Source organism: Streptomyces sp. CA-146814 (assembly GCF_050942385.1).
Taxonomy (GTDB): domain Bacteria; phylum Actinomycetota; class Actinomycetes; order Streptomycetales; family Streptomycetaceae; genus Streptomyces.
In genome coordinates, this window is sequence record NZ_CP192068.1 from 454194 (window position 1) to 475147 (window position 20954).

Genomic DNA, 20954 nt, shown 5'->3' on the forward strand with positions numbered 1-20954 from the left:
CCGCGTTGAGCGAGAATCAGAACCTGCTCGCGGAGCAGCGACGTGCCCTGATCCTCGACGAGGTGCGCAGGCGCGGCGGAGTCAGGGTCAACGAGCTGACCCGCAGGCTGAACGTCTCCGACATGACGATCCGTCGGGATCTGGACGCGCTGGCCCGGCAGGGGGTCATCGAGAAGGTCCACGGCGGCGCGGTCCCGGTGGTCGAGGCGAGCACCCATGAGCCCGGTTTCGAGGCGAAGTCGGCGCTAGAGCTGAGCGCCAAGGAGGACATCGCGCGGACGGCGGCGGCGATGGCCCAGCCCGGCAGCGCGATCGCCCTCTCCGGCGGTACGACGACGTATGCGCTGGCCCGGCATCTGCTGGACGTACCGGATCTGACGGTGGTGACCAACTCGGTGCGGGTGGCCGATGTGTTCCACGACGCGCAGCGGCCCGCGTCCGGCCGGGCGGCGCGTCCCGGGACGGCGACGGTGGTGCTGACGGGCGGGGTGCGGACGCCGTCGGACTCGCTGGTGGGGCCGGTCGCGGACCGGGCCATCGACTCGCTCCACTTCGACCTGCTCTTCCTCGGCGTGCACGGCATCTCGGCCGAGGCGGGTCTGTCGACGCCGAACCTGGCCGAGGCGGAGACCAATCGCCGTTTCGTCCGGTCGGCGCGCCGGGTCGTGGTGGTGGCCGACCACACCAAGTGGGGCACGGTGGGGCTGAGTTCCTTCGCCACGCTGGACGAGGTGGACACCTTCGTGACGGACGCGGGGCTGGCGCCGGGGCTGCGTGAGGAGATCGGCGAGCACCTGCCGGGCCTGGTGGTGGCGGGCGGGTCGCACGAGTCGCCCGAGGAGACCGTCTCTCCCGGCTGACCCCTGGGACGCGGCCGGGCGGATTCCGCTCGGGTGGCCGCACACCGCCTACGATCGGGGGATGGCCGTCTTCCGGATCGAGCGCTTCTCCCCTCTCCCCGCAGCCGAGGCCTGGCGCCGGGTGACCGACTGGGAACGGCACGCCGAGCGTGTCCCGTTGACCGCCATCACGGTGGCGGGCGGGCCGCCGACCAGGGTCGGCACGGTGTTCACGGCCCGTACGGGGGTAGGTCCGCTGGCCTTCGACGACCCGATGGAGGTCGTCCGCTGGACGCCGCCCGCCGGTGGCCGGGCCGGGATCTGCCTGCTGGAGAAGCGCGGCTCGGTGGTGCTGGGCCGGGCCTCGATCGACGTGCTGCCGACGCATTCCGGTTCCCATGTGGTGTGGGTGGAGGAGCTGCGGGTGCGGCTGGTGCCCCGCTGGGGTGATCCGCTGCTGGCCTCGGCCGGGCGGCGGCTGTTCGGCGGGGTGCTGGACGAGCTGCTGGGCCTGGCGTAGCGGCTGTCCGGGGCGGCGAGCGGCAGGGGTGATGTGACCGTCACACGATTGACTCGTTTGTCGGTATGACACTCCTGGCCCCGGCCCCGGAAGGCACCCCACTCATGCCGATCCATCAACCGACGCAACGCTCCGCCACCGCACCGGGCGAGCCCCTGGCCGTGAAGCAGGCCGAGGCCGCGCTCGTGGAGCACTATCCGCGCCTGGTCCGGCTCGCCTATGTCGTGCTGCCGCCCTCACTGGGCCGGCACCGCAGGGTCGTAGCCGCGCACGCTGTCGTGCAACGGGCGCTGCCCATGACCAGGACCGCTCCGGCCCGCACGGCCCAGGTGCCCGCGCAGTCCCGGCGCTCCCCGGAGGCGGGGCAGGCCAAGGCTCCGGCGAACGCCCCGTACGCCTCGATGCGGCTGCGGGTGCTGCGGACGGCCCTGGCGTACGAGCGCAGGCCCCGCTGGTGGCCCGGGCGGCTCCCGGCGCCCGCCGCGCTGCGGCCGACGCTGCCGGTGGTGTGGGGGCTGCGGCTCTTCCCCCGGGCGGGGGGCGTCGACGAACTGGCCCTGGACCGGGCGCTGTCGGCGGTGCCGGGTGCCGTACGGGCCGCGTTCGCGCTCCAGTTGCTGGACGGGCTGCCGGAGTCCGGCGTACGGGCGCTGCTCGCCGAAGCGGGGGTGGCCGATCCGGCGGGGGCGGTGCGCGGGGCGGGCCGGATCGGGAGGCCGGACCGGGCTGGGGCCCAAGTGCTGCTGCGGTCCGGGGAGTTCGACCCGTGCACCGTGCAGACCCGGCCGAGCGATCTGCTGCGGCGCAGGCACCGGACGCGGGCGGTGGGCCTGGCCGCGGTGCTCTGCGTGGTGGCGGGCACGCTCGCGGTGGCCGCCGAGAAGGGCGTACGGGACGAGGCCCCGGGAGCCGGTGTGACGGTCCCGGCGCTCGACCCGGCGGCCCTGCTGCGTACGGCGGCGGAGCAGTGGGCGGACACCTCGCGCATCGACTTCACCGCCTGGCCGGTACGCGGTGACCGGCAGGGCGACGACGAGCTGCTCGGGCGGGCGCTGCGGGCCTGGGCCGAGCCGCCGGGGGACGTCAAGGTGTCGACCACTCCGGGCACGGCCGACGTGCCGCCCGCGCAGCCGCCCCGGCTGCTGTTCGCCGGCGAGGTCGACGGGACGGCCGTGGTGCTGTTCCACGACGGTGGCGTACGGGTCGTGCGGTACGCGGAGCCGCTGTCGGGCGGCGGCACGGCGGCGCTCGACTTCGCCCGGACCGATGACGCGGACGTGACGACGAGCGCGGCGGTGGTCATGAGCCGTACGGGCGAGAAGGCGCGGTTCCTGCTCGCGCCCTGGATCTCCGAGACCACCACCCGCGACCTGCTCGCGCCGGACACGCCCGGCCGGCCGCTGGAGGTGGGCCCGGACGGGATCACCGCGGCGGTGGAGCGCCCGGCGGCGGGCGGCGGCTGCGACGCCTGGCCGGTGCTCCAGCTGCGCTCCTCCGAACGCATCGTGGAGAAGCACGCGTTCCTGGTGACCGACCTGGGCGATCTGGCCCCGGCGCATCTGACGTACACGCCGAAGCCCGGCGACGGCGCACCCGCCCGGCAGCCGCGCGAGGCGACGGGCCCGGAGGCGCTGCTCGCCTGGGCGCGTACGGCGTGTTCGCTGCGGACGCTGTCGGGCTCGGGGGTCCGGGCGGTGAACAACTGGGCGTTCGCCGAGCAGCGGCTGCCCGAGGACGGGGCGTCGGCCGACTGGCTCTGCACCCGCGCCGACACCTGGCGCGGCCCCGGCCGGGTCCTGGTGCAGTTCCTCCAGCCCGCCGCCTCCCCCACCGAACCGGCCGCGGTGGTCGCCGACCGGAACGACACGGCCTTGTGCAGCCGGTTCGGTCAGCACATCCTGGCCGGCACGCACTGGAAGGCCGCATCCGGCCGGTGGTACGTCCTGGCCGCGGGCAGCCGCGCGGTGGACCGGATCGAGGCCACCGGCCAGGTGCGGGGCACGGCGGGCGGCCCGACGCTGGCGGTACGGGCGCCGCGCGACGCCTCCGTGGAGCTGACGGCCAGGCTGCGCGAGGGCGGGACGCTGGCAGCGGTGCGCTGAGCCTTCGGGAGCGCGCGCTCCGCCGTACGGAGTCCTCGTCCCGACGTCGTACGCCATCGGGTGCGAGACTCGGACAGGTGACGGATCTTCCAGAGGAACCCGACGTACGTGATGTCCCCGACGAGGCCCGGCTGCGCTGCCTGGTCACCGGCGCCACCGGCTACATCGGCGGCAGACTGGTGCCCGCGCTGCTCGACGCCGGCCACCAGGTCCGCGCGCTGGCCCGGACGCCACGGAAGCTGCGCGACTATCCGTGGGCGGACCGGGTCGAGGTGGTGCGCGGCGATGTCACCGACGCCGACTCGCTGACGGAGGCGATGCGGGACGTCGACGTGGCGTACTACCTGGTGCACGCGCTCGGCTCCGGTTCGGACTTCGAGGAGACCGACCGCCGGGCCGCCCGGAACTTCGGCGAGCAGGCGCGCGCGGCCGGGGTGCGGCGGATCGTCTACCTGGGCGGGCTGACCCCGGAAGGGGTGCCGGAGAAGGAGCTGTCGCCGCATCTGCGGTCGCGCGCCGAGGTCGGGCGGACCCTGCTGGACTCCGGGGTGCCGGCGGCGGTGCTGCGGGCGGCGATCGTGATCGGTTCGGGGTCGGCCTCGTTCGAGATGCTGCGCTATCTGACCGAGCGGCTGCCGGTGATGGTGACCCCGAGCTGGGTCTCGACCCGGATCCAGCCCATCGCCGTACGGGATGTGATCCGGTACCTGGTGGGCAGCGCGACCCTGCCGTCCGAGGTGAACCGGTCCTTCGACATCGGCGGCCCGGACATCATGACGTACCGGGACATGATGCAGGGGTACGCGCGGGTGGCGGGGCTCCCGCGGCGGGTGATCGTGCCGGTCCCGGTGCTCACGCCGACGCTCTCCAGCCACTGGATCGGGCTGGTCACCCCGGTCCCGCGCTCGATCGCCCGGCCGCTCGCGGAGTCGCTGCGCCACGAGGTGGTCTGCCGGGAGCACGACATCGTCGGGTACGTCCCCGATCCGCCGGAGGGGCCGATCGGCTTCGACCGGGCGCTGGGCCTGGCGCTCCAGCGGATCAAGGAGGCCCGGGTCGACACCCGCTGGTCCTCCGCCTCGCTGCCGGGCGCGCCGAGCGATCCGCTGCCCACCGACCCGGACTGGGCGGGCGGCAGCCTCTACCGGGACGAGCGGGAGCTGGCCGTGCCGGTGGACCGGGCGGACCTGTGGCGGGTGATCGAGGGCATCGGCGGCGAGAACGGCTGGTACTCCTTCCCGCTCGCCTGGGCGGTGCGCGGCTGGATCGACCGGATCGTCGGCGGGGTCGGGCTGCGGCGCGGGCGGCGGGACGCGCACCGGCTGCGAGTCGGGGACTCGCTGGACTTCTGGCGGGTGGAGGAGATCAAGCCGGGCGAACTGCTGCGGCTGCGCGCGGAGATGCGGCTGCCGGGCCTGGCCTGGCTGGAGCTGTCGGTGGCCTCCGACGACCAGGGGCGCACGCTCTACCGCCAGCGCGCGCTGTACCACCCGCAGGGTCTGCTCGGCCACGCGTACTGGTGGGGCGTGTCGCCGTTCCACTCGGTGGTGTTCGGCGGGATGGCCCGCAACATCGCGGAGGCCGCGAGGACCGCGGCCCAAGCGCGGAAGGAGGGCCGGGAGCCGGTGGCCGGCGGTGGTGAGGACCGGCAACCGGTGGCCGGCAGTGGTACAGACAACTGACGTCCCGGCCGCTAGGGTGTGCCTCCCCATACGCGCAGACCGCCGGGAGGTGCAGGCGATGGCACGCCGACTCCGTACCGTAGGAATGGAGTTCACCGACTCCGCGCCGATACGCCTGGTGTTCGCCGCCGAGGTGTCCGCGCCCCCGGACGTGGTCTACCGGGCGCTCGCGGAGGACGTCGCCTCCTGGCCCTCGTGGTTCACCGCCGTCACCCGGGCCACGCCCACCGACGGGGGCGCGGGCCGGGAGGTGCGGCTGCGCGGCGGGATCCGGTTCCGCGAGACGATCGTGGCGGCCGAGCCGGGCGAGCGGTACGCCTACCGGGTCGACGAGACGAACGCGCCGGGCCTGCGGGCCCTGGTGGAGGAGTGGCGGCTCACCGCGGACGGGGCCGGGACGCGGGTGCAGTGGACCTTCGCCGCCGACGGCACGGGCCCGTTCCGCTCGGTGCTGGGGGTCGCGCGGCTGGGGATGGGCCGGTCCTTCCGGGACGCGGTGCGGCGGCTGGACGGACGGCTGACGGCACCGGCGGCTTGAGCTCCTGGGGCCTCAGCCGGTCAGGGTGCCGGCGGTGAGGAAGGTGGCGATCGCCGCGCTGTACGGGGCGATGTCCAGGCCCTGCTCCTCCAGCCAGGAGTCGGAGTAGTACTTGTCCAGGTAGCGGTCGCCCGGGTCGCACAGCAGCGTGACGACACTCCCCCGCTCGCCCTGCTCCACCATCTCGGCGATCAGCTTGAAGGCGCTCCACAGCCCGGTGCCGGTCGAGCCGCCCGCCTTCCGGCCGATGGCCCGCTCCAGCGCGCGTACGGCGGCGACGCTCGCCGCGTCCGGGACCTTCATCATCCGGTCGATGGCGCCGGGCACGAAGCTGGGCTCCATACGGGGGCGGCCGATGCCCTCGATCCGGGAGCCGCAGTCGCTGCTCGCGTGCGGGTCGTTGCGGGTCCAGCCGTCGAAGAAACAGGAGTTCTCCGGGTCGGGGACACAGACCCGGGTGTCGTGCTGGAGGTAGTGGACGTAGCGGGCGATGGTGGCCGAGGTGCCGCCGGTCCCGGCGGTGGCGACGATCCAGGTGGGTTCCGGATACCGCTCCAGCCGGAGCTGCTGGTAGATCGACTCGGCGATGTTGTTGTTGCCGCGCCAGTCGGTGGCGCGCTCGGCGTAGGTGAACTGGTCCATGTAGTGGCCGCCGGTCTCGGCGGCGAGGGACGCGGACTCCTCGTACATCTTGCGGGAGTCGTCGACGAAGTGGCACTGCCCGCCGTGGAATTCGATGAGCCGGCACTTCTCGGGGCTGGTGGTGCGCGGCATCACGGCGATGAACGGCACGCCGATCAGCTTGGCGAAGTACGCCTCCGAGACGGCGGTCGAGCCGCTGGACGCCTCGATGACCGGCTTGCCGGGCCGGATCCAGCCGTTGCAGAGCCCGTAGAGGAAGAGCGAGCGGGCGAGCCGGTGCTTGAGGCTGCCGGTGGGGTGCGTCGACTCGTCCTTGAGGTAGAGGTCGATGCCCCACTCCTCGGGCAGCGGGAAGCGGAGGAGGTGGGTGTCGGCCGAGCGGTTGGCGTCGGCCTGGACCTTGCGGACGGCCTCCTTCAGCCAGGCCCGGTACTCCGCGTCGCTGCGGTCGACGTCCACCGTCTCCATGACCGTCCCCGTGGCTCCGCGGTCCTGTCCCAGCTCGTGGGTGTCCATCGCCGTGCTCCTGTTCGCCGCTGTGCTTCGCTGTTCTTCCGCCCGGTGCTCCTGCTTCCACGATATGCCCCCGACCTGCACAAACGTTGACTTTGATGGTCCATAGCCCTGCCTTTGACCCTGCCCGCGGGGGCAGTTGGGGCAGGCGGTACGAGCAGCGCGCGGCGGGCTTCCGTGCCCTCTGGCGGTCGGGGGCGCGGCCGGGCACACTGCAACAGGAGAAGTGGTGACGAAGGGGGGCGAAGCCGCGATGGCGGACGCCGAGTTCAGTGCGTCGGGGGTCAGGATCGAGCGGTTCACCCGGTCGCTGACCAGGGCCGGGCAGGTGGTCGTCAAGGACGGCCGGCTATCGCTGCTGACGAGCAACGGGCGGGAGATCGACAGCGCTCCGGTGGGGACGGTGAGCGCGGGGAAGCGGTGGTTCTTCGCGGCGGATTCGGCCATCGCGCGGGTGAACGGCGTGCGCTACCGGTTGACGATGGGACAGCGCAACCGCAGACGCGACGGGGCGGGTGCCCTGCGCCGGTTCCTGGAGGCGCTGCGGAACGCGGGCGGCCGCCGGGGTTGAGGGTTGAGGGCGTTACGCGGCTCCGCGAGTTGCGGAGGCGGCGGGGCTGGGCCACGCTGGATCCACGTCACTGAAGGTGCACCATCGGTGACAGAGCGATTCGCTCCCACGGGAGACCGCGGGGCCGGATCGCGCGACACGAGCAGACACGACAAGAGCAGAGCGGATTCGGCAGTCAGTCCAGTCGTCCGCCGGCTCCGTTCGTCCGTCTTCTTTCTTCCGGACCTATTTCGGGGAGTCGCAGCCGTGATCAGCGAGCCAAGCAGGCACTGCACGGTGGAGCTCCAAGCCCTGCCGTCGCGGATCGGTCAGGTCCGCAGAATCATCTCGGCGCAACTGCGCTACTGGCATCTCGATCCTCTGATCGACCAGGCAGCCCTCGGCGTCACCGAACTCCTGACCAACGTCCACCGGCACGCACAGCCGGACAAGTCATGCACCGTCGACATCGAGCTGCTGCTCGACCGGTTGACGGTCTCCGTCCACGACCACGACCCCCGTGTCCCCACGGTGAACGAGGCGGATTCCTTCGCCACCTCGGGCCGGGGCCTGGCCCTGATCGCCGCCGTCAGCGAGAGCTGGGGTGTACGGCCGAGCGGCGCGGCCGGAAAGGCCGTCTGGTTCACCTTGCCGGCGGTCTGCGCCACTTCGACCCTGCCACCGCTCGCGGTCTACGGGTCGATCACCGACGGGCCGTTCGGGTCCGTCCCCATCAGCCCGGAGGCCGTCGCGGCGGCCCCCGCCCGGTCGGCCGTCGTCGGCTGACGGGAAAAGCTGCCCGACCCGCTCGCCGTCCCGACCCCAGCCCAGATTCCGGCCCCATCGGACCGAAGGCTCAGGTCAGGACGGCGAGCGGGTCGTCGAGCACGGGCTGCCAGGCCAGTTCGGCCGCGCCGACGAGGCTGTTGTGGGCCAGGGTGCAGGGCAGGATCGGCACGCTGCCGCTGCGGCCCCAGAGGCTGCGGTCGGCGACGACGGCCCGCAGCCGCTCCGGGTCCGCCTCCAGCAGGTCGCGGTGGAGCCCGCCGAGGATGATCCGGTCCGGGTTGAGGATGTTCACGAGCCCGGCCAGGCCCAGGCCCAGACGGTCGATCAGCGCCTCGGCGGCGTTCCGTACGTCCGCGTCCTCGTACTCCGTACGCAGCAGGTCACCGGCCTGCTTGAGGAGTGACTCCTCCGGGCCCGGGTCGCGGCGCGCGGTGGTGAGGAAGGCGAGCGGGTCGGTCTCCACGTCGAGGCAGCCGCGGCCGCCGCAGTGGCAGGGCCGCCCCTCGGGGTTCACGGTGAGGTGGCCCACCTCCAGCGCGAGCCCCGAACTCCCGCTGTGCAGGCGGCCGTCGAGCACCAGGGCCCCGCCGACGCCCCGGTGGCCGGTGGCGACGCAGAGAAGGTGGTGCGCGCCACGTCCGGCGCCGTGGCGGTGCTCCGCCAGCGCGGTGAGGTTGACGTCGTTTCCGGTGAAGGCGGGGCCGGCGATGCCCGCGTCGCGTACGCAGGCGGCGAAGATGTCGCGGACCGGCGAGCCCGCGGGCCAGGCGAGGTGGAGCGGGTTGAGCGCGGTGCCCTCGGGTTCGGCGACCGCCGACGGCACGGCGAGTCCGGCGCCGACGCAGCGCAGCCCGCTCGCACGCAGCAGCTCGGCCCCGGCGGCCACGACCTCGCCGAGCACCTGCGCGGGGTCGGCCATCACCGTGACGCAGCCCGGCGATGTGGCGACGATCCGGCCGCCGAGCCCGACGAGGGCGGCCCGGAAGCCGTCGGCGTGGACCTGGGCGGCGAGGACGACGGGACCGGCCTCCAGGACGGAGAGCCGGTGCGAGGGGCGGCCCTGCGAACCGGCCGCGGAACCGGGGCTGGAGTCGACCCGGATCAGCCCGAGCGCCTCCAGCTCCGCGGCGACCGCCCCGGCGGTGGCCCGGGTCACGCCGAGCTCGGAGGTGAGGACGGCGCGCGTGGGGGCGCGGCCGGTGTGGACCAGTTCCAGTGCGGGCCCGAGCGCGCTGCGGCCCCTCTCCAGCTTCGTCCGGGTGGTGGTCGCCTTGCCGTTCATGAGGGCGAGTCTCCCATGATCCGGAGGCGCCCAGGACGCGCAGGGAGCCCCTTGGGGACGGGTGACGCACACGCCTGCGGACGGGTGGCGCGCACACCGGTGGAGGGGTGGCGCGCACACCGGTGGACGGGTGGCAGGCGTCTCCGTCAACCATGTTGCGCCCGCGCTCCACCCGCCCCTATGCTGAGTTTGTGCCGCAACTAAACAAATTGCGGACGGCCCTACCGGGGGGACCTGGCGGAGACACCGCCCCACCCTCGTCGGCCCGCCTCCGTACCGCGCTGACCGTGTTCTTCGCCCTCGATGGTTTCCTCTTCGCCGGCTGGGTGGTCCGTATCCCGGCCATCAAGCAGCAGACCGGCGCCTCCGCCTCCACCCTCGGCCTCGCCCTGCTCGGCGTCTCGGCCGGTGCCGTCATCACGATGATGCTCACCGGCCGGCTCTGCCGCCGCTACGGCAGCCATGCCGTGACCGTGGCCTGCGGAGTCCTGCTCCCGCTGAGCATCGCCCTGCCCGCGCAGACCCATTCGGCGCTCGCGCTCGGCCTCGTCCTGCTGGTCTTCGGAGCGGCGTACGGCGGGATGAACGTGGCGATGAACAGCGCGGCCGTCGACCTGGTGGCCGAGCTGCGCCGGCCGGTGATGCCGAGCTTCCACGCGGCGTTCAGCCTCGGCGGCATGGTCGGTGCCGGGCTCGGCGGGCTGGTGGCGGGCGGCCTCTCCGCCTCGACGCACCTGTTCCTGCTGGCCGGAATCGGCCTGCTCGTCACCGCGTTCGCGGGGCCGGCGCTGCTCCGTCACCGCCCGGACCGTACGGCTCCCGAGCCGCACGAACCCCAGCAGCGGCCCCAGCGGAAGCTCGACCCGCGGGCCCGCCGGATCGTCGTGCTGTTCGGCGTGATCGCCCTGTGCACGGCGTACGGGGAAGGGGCGCTGGCCGACTGGGGCGCGCTCCACCTGGAGCAGGACCTGGACGCCCACCCGGGCCTCGCCGCCGCCGGATACGCGCTGTTCGCGCTGACCATGACCATCGGCAGGCTCACCGGCACGATGCTCCTGGAACGCCTCGGCCAGACCCGCACGCTGGTCCTCGGCGGCGCGGTCGCGGCGAGCGGCATGCTGCTGGGCGCGCTGGCGCCGACCGTCTGGCTCGCGCTGGCCGGATTCGCGGTCACCGGCCTGGGCCTGGCCAACATCTTCCCCGTAGCCGTCGGCCGGGCCGGTGAACTGGCCGGACCGAGCGGAGTGGCCGCGGCCTCGACGCTCGGCTACGGCGGCATGCTGCTGGGCCCGCCCGCGATCGGCTTCCTGGCCGACTGGTTCTCGCTGCCGTTGGCGCTGACGACCGTGGCCCTGCTGGCCGCGGCGGCCGCCGCCCTCGGGTACGGGGCCCGCAACGCGACGCACGCCTGAGCCGCCGGATTTCGACCCCTGGCACAATCCGGCCATGGAGATCACCGAGTACATCGCGTCCCTGTCCGAGGAAGGCCGGCTCCTCGCGGCGGCGGCCGAACAGGCGGGTCCCGGGGCCTCGGTCCCGACCTGTCCCGGCTGGCAGATACGCCATCTGCTGCGCCACACCGGCATGGTGCACCGCTGGGCGGCCGAACTCATCACCGAGGGGCACACCACGCCCCAGCCCGACGGCGGGGAGCCGGATCTCGACGGCGAGGAACTCCTCGACTGGTTCCGGGAGGGCCACCGCCACCTGGTCCGCTCGCTGGAGGCCGCTCCCGCCGACCTGGACTGCTGGACCTTCCTGCCGGCCCCTTCCCCGCTGGCGTTCTGGTCCCGCCGCCAGCTGAACGAGACGACCGTGCACCGGGTCGACGCGGAGTCGGCGCTCGGCGGGGCGCTGACGACGGTGGACGCCGACCGGGCGGCCGACGGCATCGACGAACTCCTCACCGGCTTCCACGCCCGCCCCAAGAGCCGGGTGCGCTCCTCCGTACCGCGCACGCTGCGGGTGCGGGCCGTGGACATGGACGCGGTGTGGACCGTACGGATCTCGGAGGAGCCGCCGCAGACCGTACGTACGTCTGCCGCCGGGCCGGACCGCGAGGGCGACCGGGTGGACTGCGAGCTGAGCGGAACGGCGGAGGGCCTCTACCTCACCCTCTGGAACCGCCTGCCGCTCGCCGCCGTGACCCTGCGCGGCGACCGCGCGGTGGCCCGGCTCTGGACGGACAACTCCGCGATCACCTGGTGAGGTGGAGCGGTACGGGGGCGGACGGCCCGGCCGTATGCGGCGGGGCGCGCTTGCCGGGAGCGCGCCACGCCTGTGAGACTGCGGCCATGGGGCGGCGGACACAGGCGGAGCGGGACGCCATGACGATCGAGATGGGCTACGCCCTGGTCAGCGCCGCCGTGCTGGCCGGGCTCACCTTCGCCGCGGTCGCCGCACCCGCGCTGCTCCTCCTCGATCTCGGCCGCACCGCGCGGACGGTGGTTCTCACCGTCGCCGCCACCATCGCCGTCCTGGCCTTCGTCACACGGGTCGTCCACGTCCTGTGGCGCTTCCCGACGAGGCCGGAGGGCCACCGGCTGGACGGCGCCCCGGACCCGGCCGGCCTGCCCCGATCCGGCCGCTCCGACCCGTCTCCGTAGAACCGCGCGCCCCTCACCTCAGCGGCCGGCCGGCCTCCCGCGCAGACCCGCCGAGCGGGCCAGCTCCCCCGCCGCCTGCCGGAAGACCGCCTCGCGCGCCTCGATCATCCGGTTGAACTGCCCGAAGAGCTCGAACGAGATCAGGCCGAAGAGCTGCGCCCAGGCGGCGATGAGGGCGAGCATGGCGGCGGGCGGGAGGTCCGGGGCGATCTCGGCGGTGAGCCGCTCGGCCTCGGCGCGCAGCTCCGGTGTGAGAGGCGGTACGGCGAGACCGTCGGCCCGGAACGCGTCGCGGACGAGGCCGATGAAGACCATCCCGACCCGGGACGCCGGGCCCACCGTGTCCATCGGGGCGCTGTAGCCGGGGACGGGTGAGCCGTAGATCAGCGCGTACTCGTGAGGATGCACGAGAGCCCATTCGCGTACGGCAGCGGCCACGGCGACCCAGCGTTCGGCGTACGGGGCGGGGCGGGGCCGGGCCCGGTCGGCGGTGGCGCGGGCGGACTCGGCCACCTCGCCGACGGCGTCGTACGCGTCGATGATCAACGCGGTGAGCAGGTCGTCGCGGCTCGGGAAGTAGCGGTAGAGCGCGGAGGAGGCCATGCCGAGTTCGCGGGCGACGGCGCGCAGGGAGAGCTTGGCCGCGCCCTCTGCCGCCAGCTGCTTTCTGGCCTCGTCCTTGATGGCGGCGGTCAGTTCGACGCGGGCGCGTTCCCGGGCTCCTCGGATGGCGGTCATGGTGATCAGTCTGCCACGCGACCAGAGCACCGACCAGAAACGAGAGCAGTGCTCTTGCTTTTGAGCAGCAGTCTCGCGCACACTGCTCTCAAGCGAGAGCACTGCTCTCGCAGCCCGCAACGGAGCCCCGGCGCCGAGGCACCCCGACACAGCACGCACGCCCGCACGCACACACACCACGGGAGTCACCATGTCGCAGACGTACTACCTCCGGGCGAGCGCTTCCGCCCAGCGCCTCAACAAGGCCGTCGGCTGGCTGGCCCGGCACGGCATCAGTCTCATGGGCTCCGCCGAGCTGTCGGTACGCGGACGCACGAGCGGCCGGACGCAGCGCATCCCCGTCAACCCGCACACGCATGAGGGCGTCCAGTACCTCGTCTCGGCCCGGGGCCACTCCCAGTGGGTGCGCAACATGCGCGCCGCGGGCGGCGGCGAACTGCGGGTGGGACGCAGAACCCGCACCTTCACCGCCGTGGAGATCGCCGACGACGAGCGGAGGGCGGGGATCCTCCGCAGCTACCTGGAGCGGTGGGGATGGGAGGTCAACCAGTACTTCCGGGGCGTCACCGCGAAGTCGACGGACGCCGAACTCCTGGCCGCCTGCCCGGACCACCCGGTCTTCCGCATCACGTTCGCGGACTGACCACGCCGAGCAGCTCCCGCACCGGATCCACCATGAGCCCGGTCCCCGGCGCAGACGACGTACGTCGAAGGGGTCCGGAGTGCTCCGGGCAGTGGTAGAGGCCGTGGACGAGCACGGCCACGGGTCCTCCACCCACGTCCTTCGGTGCCGCGTTCAGCGGTCCATCGCGCTCAACGCCCGCTGGGCCAGCGGATGCGTACGGACCAGCTCGGCGAGCGACGTCGTGCCCCGGGTGATCCCGGCGAACGCCTTCCAGGCCGGGCGGAAGCCGGTCAGCACCGCGTGCAGCACGCCCGGTCGGCGCTCGAACAGCTTGAGCATGCGCCGGCCCACGCCCATCTCCACGCCGAGACCGGCCTTGATGGCAAAGGCGTAGTTGAGGGCCTGGCGGCGGGCGTCCACCGCGTCGTGCGCCTCAGCGATCCTGACGGCCCATTCGCCCGCGAGCCGGCCGGAGCGCAGCGCGAAGGAGATGCCCTCCCGGGTCCACGGCTCAAGGAGGCCCGCCGCGTCACCGCAGACCACGACCCGGCCGCGCGAGAGCGGCGAGTCGTCGCTGCGGCAGCGGGTCAGATGGCCCGAGGAGATCGACGGCTCGAACCCGGCGAGGCCGAGGCGGGCGATGAAGTCCTCCAGATACCGCTTGGTGCCGGCGCCGTCGCCGCGCGCCGAGATCACCCCGACGGTCAGCGTGTCGCCCTTGGGGAAGACCCAGCCGTAACTCCCGGGCATCGGGCCCCAGTCGATGAGGACCCGGCCCGCCCAGTCCTCCGCCACCGTCGCCGGAACCGGGATCTCCACTTCCAGGCCGAGGTCCACCTGGTCGAGCTTGACCCCGACATGTGCTCCTATCCGGCCCGCGCTGCCGTCCGCGCCGACGACCGCGCGTGCCAGCACCGTCTCACCGCCGGCCAGCACCACCGCGACCGTACGCCGGTCGGGCACGGCGGGGCCGTGCTGCTCGACCCGCACCACCGAGGCGCCGGTGCGCAGTTCGGCGCCGGCCTTCTGCGCCTCCTCCACCAGCCCGGCGTCGAACTCCGGGCGGTTGATGAGCCCGAAGAGCATGCGCCGGGAGCGGCGGGTGCGGGCGAGCTTCCCGTTGAGAGAGAAGGTGACCGCGTGGATGCGGTCCTTCAGGGGCAGTTCGAACCCCGGTGGCAGGGCGTCCCGGGAGAACCCGATGATGCCGCCGCCGCAGGTCTTGTAGCGCGGCAGTTCCGCCTTCTCCAGCAGCAGGACCCGCCGGCCCGCCACGGCTGCCGCGTACGCCGCCGATGCGCCGGCCGGTCCGGCGCCGACGACGACCACGTCCCAGACCGACGACGACTCTTCGATTTCCCGCCCGGCGTCTGCGTTCTCGCTGCTCACGATGTGCTTCTGCTCCCGATCCGACCAGTGGCCCCAAGCTGCTCACGGCATCCTACGGCGCGTCCCGGCCGAGCCCCTCTGTGGGAGGATCGGCCATGATTCTGTCCTGCCGCACGGCACCACACCCACGGTGCCGTGGCGGGGCGCGTACACAGCGTGCCCTACCCATAACGTCGCAGCCACGAGGAGCGTGCCCATGACCGCCCGCCCGATTTCCGACACCGTCGCCTCGCTGATGCCCCGTGCGCGGGAGGAGCTCGCCGAGCTGGTCGCGTTCCAGTCGGTGGCCGACCCGGCGGTGTTCCCGAAGAGCGAGTGCGAGGCCGCGGCGAACTGGGTCGCGGACGCCCTGCGCGCCGAGGACTTCACCGACATCGCCCTGCTCGACACCCCTGACGGCACCCAGTCGGTCTACGGCTTCCTGCCCGGCCCGGCCGGCGCCCCGACCGTCCTGCTCTACGCCCACTACGACGTGCAGCCGCCGCTGGACGAGTCGGCGTGGCTCTCCCCGCCGTTCGAGCTGACCGAGCGCGACGGCCGCTGGTACGGGCGCGGTGCTGCGGACTGCAAGGGCGGGTTCATCATGCACCTGCTCGCGCTGCGCGCCCTCAAGGCGAACGGCGGCATACCGGTCTCGGTGAAGGTGATCGCGGAAGGGTCCGAGGAGCAGGGCACCGGCGGTCTGGAGCGGTACGCGGAGGCGCACCCGGAGCTGCTGGTGGCCGACACGGTCGTCATCGGCGACGCCGGGAACTTCCGGGCCGGGCTGCCGACGGTCACGGCGACGCTGCGCGGGATGACGATGCTGCGGGTGAAGCTCGACACGCTCGAAGGGAACCTGCACTCGGGTCAGTTCGGCGGTGCCGCGCCCGACGCGCTGGCCGCGATGATCCAACTGCTCGCCTCGCTGCGCGACGAGAACGGGACGACGACGGTCGACGGGCTGACCGGTGACGCCGACTGGGACGGGCTGCAGTACCCGGAGGAGGATTTCCGGCGGGACGCCAAGGTGCTGGACGGCGTCGGCCTGATCGGTGCGGGCACGGTCGCGGACCGGATCTGGGCGCGGCCCGCCGTCACCGTCATCGGGATCGACTGCCCGCCGGTGGTCGGCGCGACCCCGTCCGTGCAGGCGAGCGCCCGCGCCCAGATCAGCCTGCGGGTGCCGCCCGGCCGCGACGCGGCCGAGGCGACGAAGCTGCTCACCGCCCACCTGGAGGCGCACACGCCGTGGGGCGCGCGGGTCACGGTGGAACAGGTGGGCCAAGGCCAGGCGTTCCAGGCCGACACGACCAGCCCGGCCTACGCGGCGATGGCGGACGCGATGCGGGACGCCTACCCGGGCCAGGAGATGCAGTCCGCGGGAATGGGCGGCTCGATCCCGCTCTGCAACACTCTCGCCTCGCTCTACCCGCAGGCGGAGATCCTGCTGATCGGCCTGAGCGAGCCGGAGGCGCAGATCCACGCGGTGAACGAGAGCGTGTCACCGGAGGAGCTGGAGCGGCTGTCGGTGGCCGAGGCCCTGTTCCTGCGCAACTACGCGGAGTCGAAGAAGGCCTGACCTTCGCCGGTGCCCCTGTCCACTGCGGGCAGGGGCACGGCTACGCCCTCGGCGAAGTCGCCGGAAGCGTAGTTCCGCACGGCGGGTGTTGTCGGCTGCGTACGTTCGCGGCATGGATCTCATCGACGTACTCCCCGGGCGTCTGCACCTGTTCCGTTTCCGGATCGGCCAGGCCTGTCTCTGGCGCGACGGGGCCGAGTTGACCCTGATCGACGCGGGCGACATCACGGCGGCGCGACCGATCGAGGACGCGGTACGGGGTCTGGGCCTGGACCCCGCCCGGATCGGCCGCATCGTCCTCACCCACGGCCACCGCGACCACTACGGCGCCGCCCAGGAGCTGGCGGACCGCCACGGTGCCGAGATTCTCGCCCACCCGCTGGACGCGCCGGTGATCCGCGGCGAGGCCCCCGTACCGGAACCGGACCTGCTCGACTGGGAACGCCGGCTGTACGAGCACGGGTTGACGGTCCCGGAGGCCCCGCCCACCCGGGTCGACCGAGAGGTGGCCGACGGCGAGGTGCTCCCGTTCGGCGACGGCGCCCGGGTGGTCCACGCCCCCGGCCATACGCCGGGCTCCATCGCCCTCCATCTGCCGCGCCACGGCGTCCTGTTCACCGGGGACTGCGTGGCGCGTGCCGGGGAGGTGATGCTCGGCGTGTTCAACGTGGACCGGGTGCGGGCGCTGGAGACGTTCCGGCGGCTGGCCGCGCTGGAGGCCCGTACGGTCTGCTTCGGCCACGGCGACCCGCTCACCGAGGACGCGTCGGAGGTCATGCGGGCGGCGGCGGAAGCGGCGGCCTGAAGGGACGCGTTCAGCCCACCGGGACGCCCGCCTCCAGGTTGAGCACCGTGGACCGTTCGCGGGCCCGCAGCGCCCAGCGCAGTCGCTCGAAGCGGGTGGGGGGCAGCATCCCGGCAGCCTCCTGCTCCGTGGCGAAGCGCCAGCCCCGCAGTTCGGAGCCGGGGAGCAGCAGCCGGCCGGCGTCCTCGGACCGGAGCAGCCCGCCGTCGAAGAGGAAGCGCAGCCCGCCGTAGCCGGGCGGGGAGGGCGGTTCCCAGTCGACGAGGAGCAGGGTGGGGAGCCGGTCGAGGTGGAGGCCTATCTCCTCGGCCACCTCCCGTACGCCGGCCTGCGCCGGGGCCTCGCCCTCCTCCACCACCCCGCCGGGGAACTCCCAGCCGGGCTTGTACGTCGGATCGACGAGGAGCACGCGGTCCTCCTCGTCGAAGAGCAACACCCCGGCCGCGACGGTCGCGGCGGTCGGCTCGGGGCTCTGCACGATCTCGCACGCCCCGGCGGCTCCGCTGCGGACGGCCTCCGCGATCCGTTCGGCGGTCTCGCGCGGAGTGAGGGCGCCGTTGTCGATCACATGGGCGTCGGCGGTGATCCAGCCGAGCGCGTCCCGGTAGGGGCCGATGTGGTCGTACGCCCACCGGTTGACCCGCTCGCTCTGCTCACGGTCGCCGGGATACTCCACCCGGCCCGCTATCCGGCTGCGCAGGATCGTTTCCTCAGGTGAGAGCAGTACATGGCGGACCGGAATGCGCCGGGAGGCGAGGCCGCCGAATATCTCGTCCCGGTACTCCTGTCTCAGCAGCGTCATCGGCACCACCAGCACCCCGGGCACCTCGGCGAGCAGCGCGGCCGCCGTGTCCACCACGAGCCGCCGCCAGATCCTCAGGTCCTGGAAGTCGCCCACCTCGGCCAGCCTCTTCTGGGGCAGCAGTCCGCGCAGCCCCGCTCCGGTGAGCTCCGGGTCGTACAAGGTGCTGTTCGGGATCAGATCGATCAGTTCGCCCGCGACGCTGGTCTTGCCCGCGCCGAACGCACCGTTGATCCAGACGATCACGGTTCCCCCTCTTCGTAGCCCCCTGTGGCTTGCCCGCAACACCCTGCCGGGGAAACCCCACGGCGGCGACGGCGTTGCCGGGATGCGGAGATCCGGGACGTTTTGGCAGAGCCGGCGGTACGAAGCCGGGTTCGGGGCAACCGTATCCATGACGGGTGATGCTCGTTGAACAGGTATTAACCAGGCCTACGGCATGGGCCGGTGGCACAGGACGACTGGGGGTGCGCCGTGCGGCGGACAATTCTCGAACAGTTTCCGGCAGGGGATCCTCGCGGCAGCTGGGCGGCCGAGGAGTTCGCGGCCGCGCGCCGCGGCGAAGGCCTGGCGGCGGAGGTCGTGATGAGCTTGGAGCAGGACGCCTTCCTCGTGGTCGTCCCGCAGCAGACGGCGGACGCGGGGCGCTGAGGGACGGCGGACGCGGGCCGCTGACGGGATGTCACGGCCTTCGGCGGGTGCCCGGCCTGACGAACCGGGCACCCGCCGAAGGCCGTGGACAGGCTCTAACGCAGTGCGATCGCCGCGGCCGCCGCGCCGACCAGCCCCGCGTCCGTGCCCATCACGGCCGGTGCGACCGTGAGCCCCCGGACGAAGGAGAGCGTGGCGTAGTCGCCGAGGCTGCGGCGCAGCGGCGCGAAGAGCACATCGCCCGCGCCCGCCACTCCCCCGCCGATCACCGCGATGTCGATCTCGACCAGCGTGGCGGTGGCGGCGATCCCGGCCGCGAGCGCCTGGGCCGACCGCTCGTACGAGGCGATGGCGACCGGGTCCCCGGCGCGCGCGGCGGCGGCCACCGCGGCGGCCGTGGTGTCGCCGTCCGGGCCCGGGAGCCAGCCGCCTTCCAGAGCCCGGCGGGCGATGTTCGGGCCGCTGGCGATGCGTTCGACGCAGCCGCGCGCACCGCAGGGGCAGAGGTCGCCGTCCAGGTCGACGCTGATGTGGCCGATGTGGCCGGCGTTACCGGAGGGGCCCGGGTGGAGGGAGCCGCCGAGGACGAGGCCGCCGCCGACGCCGGTCGACACGACGAGGCAGAGCGCGTTGTCGTAGCCGCGCGCCGCCCCGAGCCAGTGCTCGGCCGCCGTCATCGCGACCCCGTCGCCGACCAGCGCGACCGGCAGCCCGCCGATGGTCTTCTGCACCCGCTCCACCAGCGGGAAGTCGCGCCAGCCGGGCACGTTGACCGGGCTCACCGTGCCCGCCGCCGCGTCCACCGGCCCCGCGCTGCCGATCCCGGCCGAGCCCGTGCGCTCCCACAGCGGTGAGGCCGTCAGCTCGCCGAGCACCTCGTCCACGGCGCTCATCACCGCCTCGGCACCCTCCCGGGCGGGCGTCGGCCGCTGCGCCCGTACGAGGAGGTTTCCGTCGCCATCGACCAGCGCGCCGGCGATCTTGGTGCCGCCGATGTCGAGCGCGGCGACGAGGTCGGTATGCATCGGTGTGGCTTCTCCGGATGAGTGAAGGGCGGGACCTGCGGGTTCAGTCAATAGTCTGCACAGTCTTCACTGCGTTGACAACGTTGTCCAGGGCCTATGCTCGACGCCACAGCCTCCGTTCGGCTCCGCAGCAGGCCCCGCGGACCGTCCGGAGGTGCCCGTATGACGCCCGCATGACGCCCGAACCGCCGACCGCCACCTCGCTCCACCACCCGCCGCACCGCCCTCACCCCGCCCGTATCCGACGACAGGACAGCGCACCGTGGACCGGACCACCCGTCATTCCGAGACCCGTTACGGCAACCGGCCGACCATGAAGGATGTGGCGGCCCGCGCCGGAGTGGGCCTCAAGACGGTCTCCCGGGTGGTGAACAGCGAGCCCGGCGTCACACCCGACACCGAGCGCCGCGTGCAGGAGGCGATCGACGCGCTGGGTTTCCGCCGCAACGACAGCGCCCGCGTCCTGCGCAAGGGGCGTACGGCCTCGATCGGCCTGGTCCTGGAGGATCTGGCCGACCCTTTCTACGGCCCGCTCAGCCGCGCCGTGGAGGAGGTGGCCCGCGCGCACGGGGCGCTGCTCATCAACGGCTCCAGCGCCGAGGACCCCGAGCGCGAGCAGGAGCTCGTCCTCGCCCTGTGCGCGCGCCGGGTGGACGGCCTGATCGTGATCCCGGCGGGCGACGACCACCGCTATCTGGAACCGGAGATCAAGGCGGGCATCGCCACCGTCTTCGTGGACCGCCCGGCGGGCCGGGTCGAGGCGGACATGGTGCTCTCCGACAGCTTCGGCGGCTCCCGGGAGGGCGTGGCCCACCTGATCGCGCACGGCCACCGCCGGATCGGTTTCATCGGCGACCAGCCCCGGATCCACACCGCCACCGAGCGTCTGCGCGGCTACCACGCGGCGATGACGGACGCGGGGATCACCGTCGAGGACTCCTGGGTCTCGCTCGGCACCACCGATCCCGGCCGGGTCCGGGCGGCCGCCGAGGCGATGCTCGGCGGGCCGGAGCCGGTCACCGCGCTCTTCGCGGGGAACAACCGGGTGACGGTGACGGCGGTCCGGGTCATCGCGGAGCGGGAACGGCCGGTGGCCCTGGTCGGGTTCGACGACATCGAGCTGGCGGACCTGCTCGGCATCACCGTGATCTCGCAGGACGCGGCGGCCGTCGGCAGGACCGCCGCCGAGCACCTGTTCCGCAGGCTCGACGGCGCGGACCACGCTCCGGCCCGGGTGGAGCTGCCGACGACGCTGATTCCGCGCGGTTCGGGCGAGCTGCCGCCGGCCTGAGGCC

21 protein-coding genes are annotated in these 20954 nt (G+C 73.4%); 15 read left to right on the top strand and 6 right to left on the bottom strand.

Going from position 1 to position 20954, the window contains the following annotated elements; all coding sequences use genetic code 11:
- Nucleotides 1–5 precede the first annotated feature (5 nt).
- From ACQP09_RS01810 to ACQP09_RS01830, 5 genes are all read left to right on the top strand, one after another.
- Entirely contained in the window at nt 6–860 is an 855-nt protein-coding gene (locus ACQP09_RS01810; protein WP_433395398.1) for a DeoR/GlpR family DNA-binding transcription regulator, read from the top strand.
- Between the two features lie 61 nt (nt 861–921).
- The gene (locus ACQP09_RS01815; RefSeq protein WP_433395400.1) at nt 922–1359 is read left to right on the top strand and encodes an SRPBCC family protein; all 438 of its coding nucleotides are present in this window, start codon (nt 922–924) and stop codon (nt 1357–1359) included.
- Nucleotides 1360–1463: 104 nt separating this feature from the next.
- Entirely contained in the window at nt 1464–3461 is a 1998-nt protein-coding gene (locus ACQP09_RS01820) for a hypothetical protein (protein ID WP_433395402.1), read from the top strand.
- A gap of 77 nt (nt 3462–3538) precedes the next feature.
- Nucleotides 3539–5143: an SDR family oxidoreductase gene (locus ACQP09_RS01825; protein ID WP_433395404.1), complete on the top strand. Its 1605-nt coding sequence runs from the start codon at nt 3539–3541 to the stop codon at nt 5141–5143.
- A 58-nt stretch (nt 5144–5201) separates the two neighbouring features.
- Entirely contained in the window at nt 5202–5681 is a 480-nt protein-coding gene (locus tag ACQP09_RS01830; protein WP_433395406.1) for an SRPBCC family protein, read from the top strand.
- Nucleotides 5682–5693: 12 nt separating this feature from the next.
- Here the strand turns inward: ACQP09_RS01830 and ACQP09_RS01835 are convergent, their stop codons facing one another.
- Entirely contained in the window at nt 5694–6839 is a 1146-nt protein-coding gene (locus tag ACQP09_RS01835) for a PLP-dependent cysteine synthase family protein (protein WP_433395408.1), read from the bottom strand.
- A gap of 250 nt (nt 6840–7089) precedes the next feature.
- Here ACQP09_RS01835 and ACQP09_RS01840 point away from each other — a divergent pair, with 250 nt between their 5' ends.
- A complete protein-coding gene (locus tag ACQP09_RS01840) occupies nt 7090–7407 on the top strand; it encodes a hypothetical protein (RefSeq protein ID WP_433406466.1) in 318 nt (105 codons plus the stop codon).
- Between the two features lie 246 nt (nt 7408–7653).
- Nucleotides 7654–8172 (top strand): ATP-binding protein, encoded by a 519-nt coding sequence (locus ACQP09_RS01845; RefSeq protein ID WP_030574989.1) that lies wholly within the window; start codon nt 7654–7656, stop codon nt 8170–8172.
- Nucleotides 8173–8242: 70 nt separating this feature from the next.
- On the opposite strand, the gene ACQP09_RS01850 is transcribed toward ACQP09_RS01845, so the two are convergent.
- Complete coding sequence (locus ACQP09_RS01850) at nt 8243–9457, bottom strand: ROK family protein (protein WP_433395410.1); 1215 nt, start codon at nt 9455–9457, stop codon at nt 8243–8245.
- 287 nt (nt 9458–9744) lie between these two features.
- On the opposite strand from ACQP09_RS01850, the gene ACQP09_RS01855 reads away from it, so the two are divergent.
- The 3 genes from ACQP09_RS01855 (at nt 9745) to ACQP09_RS01865 (ending at nt 12063) form a co-directional block, all read left to right on the top strand.
- Nucleotides 9745–10869, top strand: a complete 1125-nt coding sequence (locus ACQP09_RS01855) for an MFS transporter (protein WP_433395412.1) — start codon at nt 9745–9747, stop codon at nt 10867–10869.
- Between the two features lie 34 nt (nt 10870–10903).
- Entirely contained in the window at nt 10904–11665 is a 762-nt protein-coding gene (locus tag ACQP09_RS01860) for a maleylpyruvate isomerase family mycothiol-dependent enzyme (RefSeq protein WP_433395414.1), read from the top strand.
- Nucleotides 11666–11751: 86 nt separating this feature from the next.
- A complete protein-coding gene (locus tag ACQP09_RS01865; RefSeq protein ID WP_433395416.1) occupies nt 11752–12063 on the top strand; it encodes a DUF6332 family protein in 312 nt (103 codons plus the stop codon).
- An 18-nt stretch (nt 12064–12081) separates the two neighbouring features.
- Here the strand turns inward: ACQP09_RS01865 and ACQP09_RS01870 are convergent, their stop codons facing one another.
- Nucleotides 12082–12801, bottom strand: coding sequence for a TetR/AcrR family transcriptional regulator (locus ACQP09_RS01870; RefSeq protein WP_433395418.1), 720 nt, complete (start codon nt 12799–12801; stop codon nt 12082–12084).
- Nucleotides 12802–12991: 190 nt separating this feature from the next.
- Here ACQP09_RS01870 and ACQP09_RS01875 point away from each other — a divergent pair, with 190 nt between their 5' ends.
- Nucleotides 12992–13444: a nitroreductase/quinone reductase family protein gene (locus ACQP09_RS01875; RefSeq protein ID WP_433395420.1), complete on the top strand. Its 453-nt coding sequence runs from the start codon at nt 12992–12994 to the stop codon at nt 13442–13444.
- A 153-nt stretch (nt 13445–13597) separates the two neighbouring features.
- Here ACQP09_RS01875 and ACQP09_RS01880 read toward each other — a convergent pair whose 3' ends face one another.
- Nucleotides 13598–14815, bottom strand: a complete 1218-nt coding sequence (locus tag ACQP09_RS01880) for a geranylgeranyl reductase family protein (protein WP_356756202.1) — start codon at nt 14813–14815, stop codon at nt 13598–13600.
- Nucleotides 14816–15011: 196 nt separating this feature from the next.
- Between ACQP09_RS01880 and ACQP09_RS01885 the strand changes: the two genes are divergently transcribed.
- Both ACQP09_RS01885 and ACQP09_RS01890 read left to right on the top strand, forming a co-directional pair.
- On the top strand, nt 15012–16376 hold the full coding sequence (locus tag ACQP09_RS01885; RefSeq protein WP_433395422.1) for a dipeptidase: 1365 nt from the start codon (nt 15012–15014) through the stop codon (nt 16374–16376).
- A gap of 112 nt (nt 16377–16488) precedes the next feature.
- Nucleotides 16489–17181 carry an MBL fold metallo-hydrolase gene (locus ACQP09_RS01890; protein ID WP_433395424.1) on the top strand — a complete coding sequence of 231 codons (693 nt, stop codon included), beginning with the start codon at nt 16489–16491 and terminating at the stop codon, nt 17179–17181.
- 10 nt (nt 17182–17191) lie between these two features.
- Here ACQP09_RS01890 and ACQP09_RS01895 read toward each other — a convergent pair whose 3' ends face one another.
- The gene (locus ACQP09_RS01895) at nt 17192–18229 is read right to left on the bottom strand and encodes an NUDIX domain-containing protein (RefSeq protein WP_433395426.1); all 1038 of its coding nucleotides are present in this window, start codon (nt 18227–18229) and stop codon (nt 17192–17194) included.
- 201 nt (nt 18230–18430) lie between these two features.
- On the opposite strand from ACQP09_RS01895, the gene ACQP09_RS01900 reads away from it, so the two are divergent.
- Nucleotides 18431–18634 (top strand): hypothetical protein, encoded by a 204-nt coding sequence (locus ACQP09_RS01900; RefSeq protein ID WP_018514796.1) that lies wholly within the window; start codon nt 18431–18433, stop codon nt 18632–18634.
- A 95-nt stretch (nt 18635–18729) separates the two neighbouring features.
- On the opposite strand, the gene ACQP09_RS01905 is transcribed toward ACQP09_RS01900, so the two are convergent.
- Nucleotides 18730–19659 (bottom strand): ROK family protein, encoded by a 930-nt coding sequence (locus ACQP09_RS01905; protein WP_433395428.1) that lies wholly within the window; start codon nt 19657–19659, stop codon nt 18730–18732.
- A gap of 262 nt (nt 19660–19921) precedes the next feature.
- Here ACQP09_RS01905 and ACQP09_RS01910 point away from each other — a divergent pair, with 262 nt between their 5' ends.
- Nucleotides 19922–20950: a LacI family DNA-binding transcriptional regulator gene (locus ACQP09_RS01910; RefSeq protein ID WP_432150193.1), complete on the top strand. Its 1029-nt coding sequence runs from the start codon at nt 19922–19924 to the stop codon at nt 20948–20950.
- Nucleotides 20951–20954: the final 4 nt, after the last annotated feature.

Bases quoted from the DNA above. Each gene is read 5' to 3' on its own strand.
- ACQP09_RS01850 (WP_433395410.1), bottom strand. From the start codon at position 9,457: ATGAACGGCAAGGCGACCACCACCCGGACGAAGCTGGAGAGGGGCCGC.
- ACQP09_RS01870 (WP_433395418.1), bottom strand. From the start codon at position 12,801: ATGACCGCCATCCGAGGAGCCCGGGAACGCGCCCGCGTCGAACTGACC.
- ACQP09_RS01840 (WP_433406466.1), top strand. From the start codon at position 7,090: ATGGCGGACGCCGAGTTCAGTGCGTCGGGGGTCAGGATCGAGCGGTTC.
- ACQP09_RS01875 (WP_433395420.1), top strand. From the start codon at position 12,992: ATGTCGCAGACGTACTACCTCCGGGCGAGCGCTTCCGCCCAGCGCCTC.
- ACQP09_RS01830 (WP_433395406.1), top strand. From the start codon at position 5,202: ATGGCACGCCGACTCCGTACCGTAGGAATGGAGTTCACCGACTCCGCG.
- ACQP09_RS01865 (WP_433395416.1), top strand. From the start codon at position 11,752: ATGGGGCGGCGGACACAGGCGGAGCGGGACGCCATGACGATCGAGATG.
- ACQP09_RS01885 (WP_433395422.1), top strand. From the start codon at position 15,012: ATGACCGCCCGCCCGATTTCCGACACCGTCGCCTCGCTGATGCCCCGT.
- ACQP09_RS01820 (WP_433395402.1), top strand. From the start codon at position 1,464: ATGCCGATCCATCAACCGACGCAACGCTCCGCCACCGCACCGGGCGAG.
- ACQP09_RS01835 (WP_433395408.1), bottom strand. From the start codon at position 6,839: ATGGACACCCACGAGCTGGGACAGGACCGCGGAGCCACGGGGACGGTC.
- ACQP09_RS01890 (WP_433395424.1), top strand. From the start codon at position 16,489: ATGGATCTCATCGACGTACTCCCCGGGCGTCTGCACCTGTTCCGTTTC.
- ACQP09_RS01860 (WP_433395414.1), top strand. From the start codon at position 10,904: ATGGAGATCACCGAGTACATCGCGTCCCTGTCCGAGGAAGGCCGGCTC.
- ACQP09_RS01905 (WP_433395428.1), bottom strand. From the start codon at position 19,659: ATGCATACCGACCTCGTCGCCGCGCTCGACATCGGCGGCACCAAGATC.
- ACQP09_RS01815 (WP_433395400.1), top strand. From the start codon at position 922: ATGGCCGTCTTCCGGATCGAGCGCTTCTCCCCTCTCCCCGCAGCCGAG.